Origin of the sequence: Limnospira platensis NIES-39, assembly GCF_026000695.1 — a bacterium.
GTDB lineage: Bacteria > Cyanobacteriota > Cyanobacteriia > Cyanobacteriales > Microcoleaceae > Limnospira > Limnospira platensis.
Genome location: NZ_AP026945.1, coordinates 6,556,360 through 6,571,625 on the forward strand (window position 1 = coordinate 6,556,360; position 15,266 = coordinate 6,571,625).

The 15,266-nt window shown below is 45.7% G+C and carries 7 protein-coding genes; 5 read left to right on the forward strand and 2 right to left on the reverse strand.

Annotated elements, in window-relative coordinates:
• Positions 1-123 precede the first annotated feature (123 nt).
• From N39L_RS32090 to N39L_RS32110, 5 genes are all read left to right on the forward strand, one after another.
• The gene (locus tag N39L_RS32090) at positions 124-2,784 is read left to right on the forward strand and encodes a PPC domain-containing protein (RefSeq protein WP_231852051.1); all 2,661 of its coding nucleotides are present in this window, start codon (positions 124-126) and stop codon (positions 2,782-2,784) included.
• Positions 2,785-2,922: 138 nt separating this feature from the next.
• Positions 2,923-6,834 carry a pre-peptidase C-terminal domain-containing protein gene (locus N39L_RS32095; protein WP_043468771.1) on the forward strand — a complete coding sequence of 1,304 codons (3,912 nt, stop codon included), beginning with the start codon at positions 2,923-2,925 and terminating at the stop codon, positions 6,832-6,834.
• Between the two features lie 583 nt (positions 6,835-7,417).
• On the forward strand, positions 7,418-10,693 hold the full coding sequence (locus N39L_RS32100) for an EAL domain-containing protein (RefSeq protein ID WP_014277465.1): 3,276 nt from the start codon (positions 7,418-7,420) through the stop codon (positions 10,691-10,693).
• A 107-nt stretch (positions 10,694-10,800) separates the two neighbouring features.
• Positions 10,801-11,007 carry a hypothetical protein gene (locus N39L_RS32105; RefSeq protein WP_014277466.1) on the forward strand — a complete coding sequence of 69 codons (207 nt, stop codon included), beginning with the start codon at positions 10,801-10,803 and terminating at the stop codon, positions 11,005-11,007.
• Positions 11,004-11,234, forward strand: coding sequence for a DUF433 domain-containing protein (locus tag N39L_RS32110; RefSeq protein ID WP_014277467.1), 231 nt, complete (start codon positions 11,004-11,006; stop codon positions 11,232-11,234). The genes N39L_RS32105 and N39L_RS32110 overlap by 4 nt, the downstream gene beginning before the upstream one ends.
• A 22-nt stretch (positions 11,235-11,256) precedes the next feature.
• On the opposite strand, the gene glmS is transcribed toward N39L_RS32110, so the two are convergent.
• Complete coding sequence (gene glmS, locus N39L_RS32115) at positions 11,257-13,188, reverse strand: glutamine--fructose-6-phosphate transaminase (isomerizing) (protein ID WP_006619686.1); 1,932 nt, start codon at positions 13,186-13,188, stop codon at positions 11,257-11,259.
• Between the two features lie 1,166 nt (positions 13,189-14,354).
• The gene (locus tag N39L_RS32120; protein WP_006615819.1) at positions 14,355-14,897 is read right to left on the reverse strand and encodes an REP-associated tyrosine transposase; all 543 of its coding nucleotides are present in this window, start codon (positions 14,895-14,897) and stop codon (positions 14,355-14,357) included.
• Between the last annotated feature and the right edge of the window lie 369 nt (positions 14,898-15,266).

The window sequence follows — 15,266 nt, forward strand, 5'->3', positions numbered from 1 at the left end:
TCCTATAACTCCTTCACAATCCTAAGAAGTCTTAGCCCTATTCTCTACGAAACCACAGGCACAGTTGATCCCCGAATCAAGGGTAATTGCTGGGGCCTTTAGTGGTTCCTAAAATTGAAGATTGTGCCGCCCAGTCGGGCTTCCCAGTGCGGTGGAGCCACAGGGGGGTTTATTGTCAACATTAGGGAGAATTCAGAAAATATTATGGCTTACGACACCATCGAAGATGCGTTAAATCTGGGTGTCATTGAACTAGAACCGAAAGAGACCAATGATAGAATCGGTTTTAGACAAGATGGCAAACGAGAACGCGATGACTACTACAAATTTACCATCGATGAGGAAAGCGAGTTTAACCTCACCCTGGATAATTTAGAAGCTAATGCTAACGTCCAAATCTTAGATAGCGACGGTTCGGTGCTATTTCGGTCTAACAACCCGGGTAGGCAAGCAGAAACGATTAATGAAAACTTAGAGCCGGGTGATTATTTTGTCCGAGTTCTGGCAGTAGGGCGAGCCCAAACGGACTATCGGTTAAGCCTAAGTGCAGCACCAAAACCCATAGAAGAGGACGACAAAGCTCCGGGTAGAAGCCTGGGAGTTCTTGACAGTATGTCAGAACCAGTAGTAATAAACGACAAAATTGGTTTTGTTCGTGGTGATGCACGGGACGTTAATGATTTTTTCAACTTTAGCTTAAATAAGGATAGCGATGTCAGCATCAACCTAGACCAACTGACACAGAATGCCAACATTGAAATCTTAGATGCAGATGGGGAAACGGTTCTCTTTCAATCGATGAATCCTGGGCGACAGGAAGACAGCATTAATGGTATTTTTAAAGCTGGCGATTATGTGGTGCGGGTATTTCCCCATGTCGCTGCCAGAACTAAATATCGGCTAGAGTTGAAGGCCGACGAAGTGCTGCCACCGGAAGAATTACCAGGTACTCAACTTGGGGATTTAATCGGCAAAGAGGAACCGTTTGTCATCGTTCAGGATATCGGCTTTGGCATAGGAAGTCAGCGCAACCAAAGGGACTTCTACACCTTTGAAATGAGCCAAGATGCTTCGTTTTATGCTCAGATGGATGAGCTAAAGGCGGGAGCCAATTTACTTTTACACGAGTATGATCCCAGTAGACCAAAACAACTAGGCTCTCTGTTAGAAAGGGTTAGAGCTCCGGGTAATCGACCCAGAACCATCAGCAATTTCCTAGAGGTAGGAGACTATGCCCTAGTGGTAGGGGCTCAAGGCAGGGACAGAACTGACTACCGATTGGAACTAGAGGCTCAGATAAATCAAAGCGACTATCCTACTTTGGGAGCTGCCAAAGACCTAGGGGAGTTGGGAGTCAGACCGATTAATGAGAAAAACAATGTAGGCTTATTAATAGGCGATCGCTTCCGAGACCAAGAGGACTGGTTCAAATTCAGCATCAGTGCTGAGAAAAACGTGGATTTGGTCGTTGATGAACTGCGAGTTAATGCCGCCAATGTCGAGATTTACAACAGCGACGGTGAGCTTATTCATAAGTCAGAAAGGGATGGTAGGAACGCCCGAAAAATTAACGACATCTTCGACCCGGGAGATTATTATGTCAGAGTATTTGCCACTGGTAGTGGTAATACTGACTATCGGCTGAGTCTCAGCGCCGAGGAGCCTATTTCCCCGGTGGATATCATAGACATAAATGCTTTGGGTGAGTCCTACAGCAATTTTGACAATGTGGGTCAGGCAGGGAGCGGAGTTCGCAACGAGTTAGATGTTTATAACTTTACCCTGAATGACTCCAGCGATATTAACGTCACCCTAGACCAATTCAATCAAAACATCAACCTAGAACTATATCAAGGCTTTTTCGACCCAGACTCCAGAAGAGGCCGACGCATTGCAGTTTCCGAGGAGCGCGGACGTACACCAGAAAACATCGCCGAAGTCCTAGAGTCTGGTAATTACCACCTGCGAGTGGTACCGGTAGGTAATGCCGAGACTCGGTATCGACTGGCAATCAATTCTAAAGTTATAGAGATTGATGGTGTGGAAACCACAGAAGTCGGTTCTTTAGATGACCGGAGAAATGGGGAGTTCAAAATCTCAGATAGCATTGGTTTTACTGATGGGGGTGTTCGTAACAGCAGGGACGAATACAACTTTAGCCTAGGTGTTGATAGTCGGCTTACGCTCACCCTAGACGAACTCAGGATGAATGCTAATGTTGCCGTGTTCGACAGCGACGGTAAGATGGTTATGAGTGGTTTCAACCCCGGCCGTGCTGATGAATTTCTCAACGGGGAATTGGAAGCTGGGGACTACCAAGTGCAAGTCTTCCCAGTAGGTGCAGCCCGAACCAACTATTTCCTGAAAATGAATGCCGTACCTACAGAGCCGAAACCGCCAGAAAGACCGATCGTAGATCCAATTACCGGAGAAGACCCCGACGGCACCCTGGAAACTGCCACGGACTTGGGTATCTTGGATAGTAATTTCAAAACTCCCAGAGACCGAATTGGCTTTACCGAAGACGGAGTTCGTGACCTTAACGACTACTACAGATTTACCCTCAACGAGCCCCAAAGTCTTACTATTCTGCTGGACGGCATGAGGCAAAATGCCGATTTAGAGCTATTGAATAGTGACGGCAGGATGATTGATAGTTCTAATCAAGGTGGCAATAACACAGACATAATCGCCCAAAATTTAGATGCGGGAGATTATTACTTGCGGGTTTATCCAGTAGGCCTGGCTCAAACTCCTTATGACGTGGAATTTATGTTCCGATGAGACGGTAAATTAGACATATACAAACCTCCATAAAACCCCAAAACTCGGCAGTTTTTTCCATGGGTTTTATAGGAGGTAGGATGGCAGATAACAGCGAAAAACCTTGTATGCTCACAACTTAGCTAAGGACAGAAAACCATGAGCGGGAAAAGCACAATCACGAAGAGAGTAGATGGCAGGGGAGCCTTAAATCCAAGCCTAGTAGATGTAACTATTGTACCTGGAGATAACGTCAGTTTTGACATTACGGCAACAGTACCCAGAGGCAGTGCCAAAACAACACCGATAGATTTGGTTTTCCTAACCGATCTTTCGGGTTCATTTTGGGATGACTTGCCGGTGATGCAGCGTTTAGCTCCCCGAATAGTTCAACAGGTGCAAAACATCCAACCAGACACTCAATTTGGTTTGGCTTCCTTTATCGACAAACCCATTGCTCCTTTTGGTGGTAGCACCGATTATGTATACCAAACCCACCTGCCGCTGACGGACTCTTTGCCTGCTTTCGAGAACGCAATAGGTGAACTGGAAATTCGATGGGGCGGGGACATTCCAGAAGCTCAACTTGAGGGGTTGATGCATGTGGCTCTCCGGGAAGAAGAGGTTGGCTACCGCGATAATTCTCGGCGGATTGTGGTTCTTTCTACAGATGCTCCCTATCATGAGGCAGGAGTGGGAATAGCCGCAGGCATAACCGCTGCCAATAATGGCGATAAAGTTCTTGATGGTACACCAGCAGGTACGGGAGAAGACTATCCCAGCGTTGCTCAAGTCAGGAATGCTTTAGAAGAGACGGGAGTGATTCCTATTTTTGCCGTAACCAGGGATGTTGTATCGGAATATAGACAACTGGTTGATCAATTGGGATTTGGTACGGTAGAAACTTTAAGGTCCGATAGCTCCAACCTAGTCAACGTAGTTACCAGTGGCTTAAAAACAATATTAAGCGACTTGACAATGGTAGCCAGGAGTGATGAGTATGGCTATGTTCAAAGCATTAACCCGGTGCAACATAAGCGTGTTAAAGACGGGGAAAGTCGCACCTTCACAGTAGAACTGGGTACTGAAAATCCCAGCGCCAAAGACGATAGACTTTCGTTGGAAGTGTTGGGTTTAGGCGAGACCACAGTTAATGTCACCCTAGGTTCCGTAATAGGATCTGATGTAATTGATATTGGCAACCTCAACGGACGACCCAGGCCATACAGCAACAACGACAGAATCGGCTTTCGTGAAGAAGGTGTGTTGAACTCACAAGATTTTTATAAGTTCAGCATCAGCGAGGATAGCGAGGTTAACCTGACTCTTGACCAACTGCGAGCCAATGCTAACGTTGAGATTTTGGACGGGGATGGTAGCACGGTAATATTCCGGTCTACTGAACCGGGTCGCCGCCCGGAAGAGATTACGGAAAACTTAGGTGCAGGGGATTACTATATCCGAGTTTTTCCCAATAGCAGCAGCGATCGCACTAGCTATCGCTTGGGGGTAAGTGCAGAAGCCTTAGCAATGGGAGAAGGCAAAGACACCATCGCTACAGCCCAAAACCTAGGTAATATCGGACCAGAAGGAGTCAGCGAAGTTGACCGAATTGGCTTTGGTCAGGGTAAAAGCCGAGACACACAAGACTTCTTCAAATTTAGTATCGCGGAAAATAGCGAATTCTTACTGACCCTGGACGACCTCAGGGCTAATGCTAACGTCCAACTCCTAGACGCAGATGGCGAAACTATTCTCGAACAGTCCACTAACCCAGGTCGCCAGGCTGAAAAAATTAGCACGGATTTAGAAGCTGGTGATTATGTGGTGCGGGTGTTCCCCGTAGGTAACGCCAGAACCCCATATCGCCTGGGTATGAGTGCTAACCCTAGCATCATCGAAGACGACGACAGCAAACCTGGTATCACTTTGGGGCCAGTTACTCAAGCTACCCCTGTTAACCAAACTGGCAATGTTGGTTCCGGTACAGGTCGGCGACGGGACACTCAAGACTGGTACAATTTCACCCTGCCAGTAGATAGCGATGTTAACTTGACCCTAGACCGACTGAGAGCGAATCTTAATGTAGACATTTACGATGAAGACGGCGAGTTAGTAGAGCGGGGTACAAACCCAGGTCGCCAAGCTGAAAAAATTGAACTAGAAGGACTCGAAGCGGGAACCTACTATGTAAAAGTTACCCCGGTGGGCAACGCCCGGAGTAACTACAGGTTGGGTATCACGGCAGCTATTGCTGAAATTGATGACTATGCCACTCCAGAAGAGGCTCTCGATTTCGGTAAGGTTGTTCCAGGGGATGACATCCCTTCGATTCGGAACAGTGTAGGTTTCACTCTGGGTCGTTCCGGTCGGGACGAACGAGACTGGGTACGCTTTGAACTAACTAAAGATGGTTTTGTTGATATCAACCTGACTGGCTTGCGTCAGAACATCGATATGCGTTTGTACGACGGTGATGGTAAAACCGTTCTGCAAACAGCAGATAAAAAGGGTCGTGCTAACGAAAATATTAGCGATTTCTTAGATGCTGGTGTTTACTATGTGCAAGTATTCCCCAATGGCAATGCTCGCAGCGAATACCGACTAAGTATCAATACTGATACCATCGACGCGCTTGGGAAGTTAGATGTGGGTAACCTGTTGTCCCTAGAGGAGGGTTACACCAACAGCGATCGCATTGGTTTTACTGAAAGCGGTATTCGTAACACCATCGATCGCTATGAGTTCACTCTTGAGAGTGAAGCTGAAGTTGATATTTCCCTAACCGGACTGCGAGGAAATGCCGATATTCAGCTAAAAGAGACCAACGGTAGTCTGTTGTTTGACTCAACCAATCCCGGCAACCAAGCAGAACAGATTAGCCAAGAACTCCGAGCCGGAACCTATTATCTGGATGTGGTTCCCGTGGGTAATGCCAGAACAGTCTATAACCTGGATATTATGGCGATAACCGACTCGGTAGACCCAGATGGTGGTCCTGTACCTGGTTCTTCTTTGTTCAATGATTTGGGAGTGCTAACTGAAGATTACAGTAAGATTGATAGAGTAGGTTTCGGCACAGGTAGCCGTCGCGACCAGGTAGACTACTATGGCTTCCGGCTTAACGAAGCCAAATCCCTGGCGATCGGCCTAGAAAACCTGAGCGATAATATCAATCTGGAATTACTAGATAGTTCTGGTAGCGTGATGTTTGAATCTCGCAACCCAGGAACAAGGGACGAAAAAATCGAACAAGATTTAGACCCCGGCACTTATTATGTAGCCGTTCGGCCCCAAGGTAGCGCCCGTGGTGAGTACACCCTGAAGATTGCCGATTTGGGGGTGGCAGTAGATCCTGATGGTCAACCCCCCGAAAGGGTTAACAATATCGGTTTGCTGACGGACTACAGGGACACAGACCGGATCGGTTTCCCAGAAAACAGTTATCGGGATGTTAACGACTATCGCAAGTTCACCCTTGATGAGCGCAGTAGCGTTGATATTAACCTGACGGGCTTGAGGGCTAACGCCGACCTAGAGTTAATAGGCAGCGACGGTCGTGATGTGCTTCAACGTTCTGCTAAACCGGGGAATAACAATGAAAACATCAACACAATCTTAGATCCGGGCGACTATTTTGTGCGGGTCTTCCCCAGGGGGGCAGCAAGCACCCCCTACGAAATCAATATGGCTGCGAGTCCGATTGCAGGCAACATCGACGACACGCCACCGGGACAACCTCTCGATCCACTCACCGAAGGCGGTTCGTTCAGCCAACGCGGTCTGATTGGCTATACCGAAGGTGGTAGGGTTGACACTGACGACTATTACAATTTCACTGTACAGTCATCTGGTTTTGTCACTGTGGGTCTCGACGGTCTCCGGGCTAATGCTAACCTGGAATTATTCGAGTTACTCAATAATGACCGTACAAGGCTCCTTGGTAGTTCGAGAAATCCTGGCAGCCAAGACGAGGAGATTCAACAATTCTTAGAACCTGGTACTTATGTAGCCCGGGTATTTAGTCAGGGTAATCAAACTCCTTACAACCTGAGTGTTTCTATGATGTAGGATAGGACGATTACTTTGCCCTCTCCCCAGAGGGCGGGTTCCGGGGGCGGGTTGATAAAATTGGCTGGTGTTTGGCGTGGCTCACTGCAGAGGCGCGCCCCCAGGCGATCATCGCCCTTACATGATATATAGCAGATTTCAGCTCTGTCCAGCACAGTCTAAAGCCCCTCTCCCTTTTTGGGTGAGGGGTTTGGGGTGAGTGGCTGTAGCCTAGGTTAATCCGAAAGGCTATATGAATAAATATTAAGCACTGTTAAATTTTTATTAAATTTTAACCGCAGCCAAAGCATCAATTAGGCTTTAGGCAGTCCATTTGCTGGAAATTCTAACTGTTATCAAAATAGGATAAGATAGATCTGAATGCTATGTCAGGTCTACTGATTTGGGTGCAGTATCTGGCCATTGACCAGATATATGTTGTCTTGGGGTAGATAGGGATCACCGATTATTCAAGCAAAACTTAGAACAATCAGTATTACTGCTAGGGCTTAATAAGTATATATCGGGAGGTATTTTATGATGATAAATTCTCGATTTTAGGAAGGATTGGAGATGGGATAAAATTAGCTTGAAGTATGAACTTATGAAAACATCAATTCCTCAGCGCGGACGTTATGCGATCGCTTCAGGACAATTAGGAGCGAGTTTAGTGGAACCCCTACACAGACTGATTGTTAGCCATCAAGAATGGATGGTAATGCAGTTACTCCAGTGTTGGGGTCAGACGACTAAACCATCAATTGTAACTCATTTACGCTCCGTGCAGGGTTTAACTTCCCGCATTTCCCTACTATTAATTGAGATGACTGCAGATCTCACCCCAGAATATTTAGTTTCTGATATGGAAGAACATTTACAGGCGCTGGGGGGAATAAGTGCGATCGCTCTGTCACCGGAAGCCAATACGGATATCTCCGCCGCCGAAATGGTGGAAACTCTCCAACAATATAGACAATGCTATTTAAATCTGATTAAGTTAGGAGAATTTAGAGTCGAACAGGAACAGCTATTTGCCCAAGTAGTCGGGGATTTCTTTACAGCCTTTGACCGGCAAATTTTCGCCCAAGAAAAACAGCGTAAATATCAGACTATTATTGACCAATATTTTGATGGGAGTCTCCACGACAATATTAATCATATTAAAGCCAGCGAAATCCAGAGAATTTTTAATGCTATTAATATCCCCATACTCGTACTTAATCAAGAACATCAAGTTATTTTTGGCAATAGGAAAGCCCATGAAACCTTAGTGGTCAATTCGGAAATACCCTCAGAAATTGACACCTGGCTGAGAAAGCGATCGCCTCAAGCTGCTACTAATCAATCAGAAATAGTCGAAGAAATTGCGATCGCCAAAGATGATATCACCCAATGGTTTTGCCTGAAACTCTACCCAATGGATAGTCAAGACTGGGGGGATTTAAGAGCGATCGCCATCTGTGAAGATATTACCCTGCGTCACCGGAAAGCCGAACGACAGCAGCTACAGCAGCAGCACCTAGAGGAAGTTCAAGCCCTGACCAAAACGGGAAGTTGGTGTTTAAATATGAACACCGGAGAAATGATTATATCGGATCAATTATATCATATTTTAGGGGAAAATCCGCAGAATGTATCAATAAATTTTGAAGATTTTTTGAACCACATTTATATAGATGATCTATATAGTTGGGTGCAAACCTATAGCCAATCTTTATTTACTCAACAGAATTACAGATTGAACTATCGAATTATACAACCAGATAGTTCTATGCACTGGGTGAGCCAACAATCGACTCCAGTGAGCGATCGTCATAATAAAATCACCCATATCACCAGCATTATCCAAGAGATAGACAGTCACCAAATCGCTAACCCTTCCATCACAGCGGAAGCCGCGCTAAGGGAAAGCGAAGCCCGTCTGAGAACCATCATCAGCACCAGCACCAACGGTTTAGTAGTAGTAGACTGTCAAGGACGCGCCCTATTCATTAACCCCGCCGCCGAGGCTTTATTCGGTCGCCAAGCCAGGGAACTCGAAGGGGAAATGATAGGTATTCCCTTAGTGACTAAAGAATCAACCGAATTAGAAATCTTCAGACATGATGGTAAGCTAAAAATCGTCCGTATGCGAGTAGTAGAAATTTCTTGGGAACAGGAAACAGCCTATCTAGCATCATTAACAGATATTACTGACTTCAAAAAAACCGAAGATCAACTGAAAATGTTTTCCCGCGCTTGCGATCAAAGTCCCGTCTCCATTGTGATTACGGACTCCGAGGGGGATATTCAGTATGTGAACCCCAAATTTGAAGAAATCACCGGATATAAAGCAGCAGAGGTAATGGGTCAAAATCCTCGCATCCTTAAATCTGGCTACACCACAGAACCAGAATATGATGTGTTATGGAAACAGATTACATCCGGTAAGCAGTGGTCTGGGGAGTTTCACAATAAGAGAAAAAACGGAGAACTCTTCTGGGAACACGCTTCTATATGTCCGATGCGAGATGAGGAAGGTTATATTACCCACTTTATCGCAGTTAAAGAAGATATTACTCAACAGAAACATAATGAGGAAATTTTAGCCCATCAAGCTAACTATGATGCTCTCACAGACCTACCGAACCGGACTTTAGTTTTTGAGAGACTGCGACAAGCAATTATCCAGGCTCAAGTTAATCATAGTAACGTAGCGGTGATGTTTATTGACCTAGATCACTTTAAAAATATTAACGATACCCTAGGTCATGAATTGGGAGATTTTTTGTTAAAAGAAGCGGGGATGAGATTGAAAGGATGTCTCCGCACAACTGATACAGTAGGACGACTTGGTGGTGATGAGTTTTTAGTGATTATCCCCAACTTAGATGACCTGATACAGGCTGAGTATATTGCTACTCAGGTCTTAGGTGTATTGGGTGAACCCTTTAATTTGTGCGGTGAAGAAGCATTTATATCAGCCAGTATTGGCATTGCTAGTTATCCCCAAGATGGCAATAATGCCAGTACATTAGTGAGAAATGCAGATACGGGTATGTATGCAGCCAAGCAGGAAGGTCGTAATGTTTTCGCATTTTTTACCCAAAATATGAATGATGAGGCTCAAAGTCGCATTATCATTGAAAATCACCTTCGTCATGCCATAAACAGAGATGAACTATCTGTGGTGTATCAGCCTTTTATTCATCTGGCTACTGCTCAAATTGTTGGGGCTGAGGCTTTGATGCGTTGGTATAATCCGGAACTAGGAAATATTAGACCTGACCAGTTTATTGCTATTGCTGAAGAAAGTCGGTTAATTGTAGATTTGGGAGAGTGGATCTTATCACAAGCCTGTCAAGAGGTGGCTACTTGGCATCAACAGGGAAACAGCGGGTTATGGGTGGCGGTGAATATGTCTCCCCGTCAGTTACGAACTCCTAATCTGGTGAATGTGATTATAGAGGCGATCGCTAATAATGGTCTGAGTAGTGATTGCTTAGAGTTAGAAATAACCGAACGTTCCCTAGTGGCAGAAGTTCCCGGAGTGCAAAGTTTAATTAAACAACTGCATAGCCTGAAAATTCGTTTGGCGATCGATGATTTTGGCACAGGTTATTCCTCCCTCAGTTATCTGAAGCGATTTCCTTTTAGTGTCTTGAAAATTGATAAATCATTTATTTCCGACCTTCCTGATGATCAAGATGCGATCGCCCTAGTCAAAACCATGATTACTATGGCTCATGGGTTAGGCTTAGTCGTGGTAGCAGAAGGCATTGAAACCAGCGCCCAACTCGACTTTCTCTGTAATCAAGGATGTGATTATGGTCAGGGATATCTATTTAGTAAACCTCTACCACCCGCCGAATTTAGGGCTTATCTGCAAAAGAACAGTTAATCCCAACCGCGTACACTTCCCTACCTCACCCATTCGCTATCATCTCAAAATATGGTCACTCTAGCCAAGCCTGCTATTTTCGCTAATCCGCAATATACCCACAACCGATGGTTAAAACATCATCCCTGCTAACTCAACAAAATCTCTATCATGTTCCTATTTACACGATAGCCGATACTGCCCGCTATCTTCATATCCCCCTACCTACCCTCAAAACATGGGTCAATGGACGCAGCTACCCCACCCAAAAAGGAGATCAAGACTTCTTACCCCTCATCCAACGCCCTCAATCGCCTCCAGACTCTTCCCTATGATCAACGATCATAGCCACAACTTCCGGGATAAAGTCTTAATCATAGATCCTAATATTTCCTTTGGTAAACCTACCATCACCGGAACAGGCATTCCCACCAAAATTGTCACTCAACTTTTTGATGCCGGGGACTCTATCGAGGATATTGCTGATGATTATAACTGCCAACCCTGGCAAATTCAACAAGCGATTTTATTTGAATCTAACTCACAGGCTGCTATCGGTTAATTTTACCATAAATCGTTATCTATTATTCCACTGTCACCGACTTAGCGAGGTTGCGAGGTTGGTCTACATCTAAGCCCCGTCGTGCCGCTATGTGGTAAGCTAACAATTGCAGGGGAATAACTGTGAGAATGGGTGATAATAACTCATCCACTTCCGGCACTGATAATAAATCATCAAAAATCTCGGCTGACTCCCCGCTGGTTTTAGGTGTGACTCCAATTAATCTAGCATCCCTGGCTTTAGCTTCCTGAGCATTAGAAATCACCTTTTCATAAACCATACCAGGCATAGCGATCGCCACTACCGGAACCTTATCATCCAAAAGAGCGATCGGACCGTGTTTCATCTCTCCCGCCGGATATCCTTCCGCGTGAATGTAGCTGATTTCCTTGAGTTTTAAAGCACCCTCCAACGCGATGGGAAAATTAATTCCCCGACCCAAGAAAATAAAATCCTGAGTATCACTAAAATCATGGGAAAGTTCCCCAATATCCTGTTCATGATTGCCCAGAATCAACTCAATTTGAGAAGGAATTTGTCGCAAACCTTTAATAATTTCCTGAATGCGAGGTATCGATAAAGTCTGCCGTCGCCAAGCCAAATCCAAAGCCAACAAATAAAAAGCTATTAATTGAGCCAAAAAAGTTTTAGTAGCCGCCACCCCAATTTCAATACCCGCCCTGGTATCAATCAAATGTGGAACCATTTGACCTAAAGAACTTTCCGGGCGATTAGTAATGCCTAATAAACGGGGAGCAAACGCCGCCCCAGCATTGATTCTGCGTTGCTGTTCCATAGCCAACGCCGCCAAAGTATCAGCAGTTTCTCCCGACTGAGTAACCCCAATAGTCATGGTATTAGGTCGCAGTGGAATTGGCGAATAACGAGCCTCAGAAGCATATTGCACAGTTGTTGGTAAATCCGCCAACTGTTCTAATAGATATTTCCCCACCAAACTAGCGTGCCAACTTGTACCACAAGCCAATATTTGCACCTGTTCCACACCCTCACATAAAGCATTAGGGAGGTTCAAATTAATCGGAGAATCACCACTATTAACACTGGGAGATTTGGAGGTTTTGCTAGGCTCAGGAACCTGCCAATCATCGTGAATATAGGCATTGAGACAGTCTCGCACCACCCCTGGTTGTTCGTGGATTTCTTTGAGCATAAAATGCTTAAAGACTTGCTTTTCTACCAGAGTCGGACTCCAGTTAAGAATACGGGGCTTTTTATTAAGACGTTCACCCTCAAAACTGTAAACCTCCACCCCTAAAGGAGTCAAACGAGCCATTTCCCCGTTATCTAAGCTGAGAACAGCTTGGGTATAGGGAACTAAAGCGGGAGTATCAGAAGCGCAGAAAAATTCTCCTTGTCCTAAGCCAATGGAAAGGGGTGCTTGTTGGCGGGCGACAATTAACTCATTGGGATAGTCTGCACATAAAACAGCGATCGCAAAAGCCCCATCCAAACGCTTAACCGCGAGACGCACCGCCTCAAAAAAAACCGAAGGGGAACCCGTTTCCGGCTTAGATAGATGTGATAAAAACTCAGAAATCAGATGAGGAATTACCTCCGTATCCGTATCAGATTTAAACTCATATCCCTTTCCCTTCAACTCTTCCCGCAGTTCCCGATAATTTTCAATAATGCCATTTTGAACCACCGCCACCCGTCCATGGGGGTCTAATTGTGGGTGAGCGTTATATTCTTCTGGTTTCCCATGGGTAGCCCAGCGGGTGTGACCAATACCAATTTGGGCAGGCATTTCCACCTGGCTTAACTTATCGCGTAGATTATAGAGTTTACCCTTAGCCCGAATATAATTAATTTTACCTTCCCAGACCGTAGCGAGTCCAGCCGAGTCATAACCCCGATACTCCAGTTTTTCCAATCCAGACATCAAAACATCTGTAGCGGTTTGAGTGCCGATGTAACCAACAATTCCACACATTAGTATTTGGTACTCCTCAAACTTAGATCATTGGGGTTCGGGGTAATTATAGCATAATTGTTGGAGAACCCGTAGGTTGGGTGAAGCGTCAGCGGAACCCAACAAGGAACTGTTGGGTTGCACCCAACCTACTTATTGAACCCGTAGGTTGGGTGAAGCGTCAGCGGAACCCAACAAGGAACTGTTGGGTTGGGTGAAGCGTCAGCGGAACCCAACAAGGAACTGTTGGGTTGCACCCAACCTACTCATTGAACTACTCATTGAACCCGTAGGTTGGGTGAAGCGTCAGCGGAACCCAACAAGGAACTGTTGGGTTGCACCCAACCTACTTATTGAACCCGTAGGTTGGGTGAAGCGTCAGCAGAACCCAACAAGGAACTGTTGGGTTGCACCCAACCTACTTATTGAACCCGTAGGTTGGGTAAAGCGTCAGCGGAACCCAACAAGGAACTGTTGGGTTGCACCCAACCTACTTATTGAACCCGTAGGTTGGGTAAAGCGTCAGCGGAACCCAACAAGGAACTGTTGGGTTGCACCCAACCTACTTATTGAACCCGTAGGTTGGGTAAAGCGTCAGCGGAACCCAACAAGGAACTGTTGGGTTGCACCCAACCTACTTATTGAACCCGTAGGTTGGGTAAAGCGTCAGCGGAACCCAACAAGGAACTGTTGGGTTGCACCCAACCTACTTATTGAACCCGTAGGTTGGGTAAAGCGTCAGCGGAACCCAACAAGGAACTGTTGGGTTGCACCCAACCTACTTATTGAACCCGTAGGTTGGGTAAAGCGTCAGCGGAACCCAACAAGGAACTGTTGGGTTGCACCCAACCTACTTATTGAACCCGTAGGTTGGGTAAAGCGTCAGCGGAACCCAACAAGGAACTGTTGGGTTGCACCCAACCTACTTATTGAACCCGTAGGTTGGGTGAAGCGTCAGCAGAACCCAACAAGGAACTGTTGGGTTGCACCCAACCTACTTATTGAACCCGTAGGTTGGGTGAAGCGTCAGCGGAACCCAACAAGGAACTGTTGGGTTGCACCCAACCTACTTATTGAACCCGTAGGTTGGGTGAAGCGTCAGCGGAACCCAACAAGGAACTGTTGGGTTGGGTGAAGCCCCAGCGGAACCCAACAAGGAACCCGTACTAAATAAAATTCATTCCCGGTTATTCCCGTCCGACATTCTCATCAAATACAATGTCGGTTTCTGCACCCCAATTAATATCGTAAATACCCTGACGAACATACTTTAAAAAACTCGAATATTGCCAATCCTTTGGGGCTTTTACCAAACCATGCTTAACGGGGTTATAATGAATGTATTCAACATGATTAATAAAATCGGTTTCATCCACAATGCAATGTTCCCAAAAACGACGTTGCCAAATGGCTTTCTCTTTTTTCTGTTGTTGGGATGCCGAAATTTGACCGTGATATTGGCGATCGCATTTTCTGCTAAAATAGTTTTTCAGCAAACGCCACCGATTAGAAAAATCGCGATCGCCTTCTGGTAAAGTCCATAAGCAGTGTATATGGTTCGGTAATATAACGCAGGCATTTATATCGAAAGGATATTCCGCCATCACTTCTCGGAAAGCCTGTCTTAACAATAAGATATTTTCCGGAAAGCACAAAAACTTTCGCCTCTTGTCTGTTACGACCGTAAAAAAGTATGTGCCACCTTCTATTTTAGCTCTTCGATATTCCATAATTTCAGTTGGTGTCTGAATAGCTTAACCGACCCGTTGGGTTCTACTCTCGTTCAACCTAAATACAAACCCCTATTTTGGGGTTGCGTTTCACTCCACCCAACCTACAACTGCCTTTGTTGGGTTTCGCTGCCCTACACCCAACCTACAACTGCCTTTGTTGGGTTTCGCTGCCCTACACCCAACCTACAACTGCCTTTGTTGGGTTTCGCTGCCCTACACCCAACCTACACCTCCACCGGACAGACTTCTTGTTGGGTTTCGCTGCCCTACACCCAACCTACAACTGCCTTTGTTGGGTTTCGCTGCCCTACACCCAACCTACAACTGCCTTTGTTGGGTTGCGTTTCACTCCACCCAACCTACAAC

What these genes read in the sequence shown, in the direction of transcription:
- N39L_RS32120 (WP_006615819.1), bottom strand. Translation starts at nt 14,897, where the DNA reads ATGGAATATCGAAGAGCTAAAATAGAAGGTGGCACATACTTTTTTACG.
- N39L_RS32095 (WP_043468771.1), top strand. Translation starts at nt 2,923, where the DNA reads ATGAGCGGGAAAAGCACAATCACGAAGAGAGTAGATGGCAGGGGAGCC.
- N39L_RS32105 (WP_014277466.1), top strand. Translation starts at nt 10,801, where the DNA reads ATGGTTAAAACATCATCCCTGCTAACTCAACAAAATCTCTATCATGTT.
- N39L_RS32110 (WP_014277467.1), top strand. Translation starts at nt 11,004, where the DNA reads ATGATCAACGATCATAGCCACAACTTCCGGGATAAAGTCTTAATCATA.
- N39L_RS32100 (WP_014277465.1), top strand. Translation starts at nt 7,418, where the DNA reads ATGAAAACATCAATTCCTCAGCGCGGACGTTATGCGATCGCTTCAGGA.
- glmS (WP_006619686.1), bottom strand. Translation starts at nt 13,188, where the DNA reads ATGTGTGGAATTGTTGGTTACATCGGCACTCAAACCGCTACAGATGTT.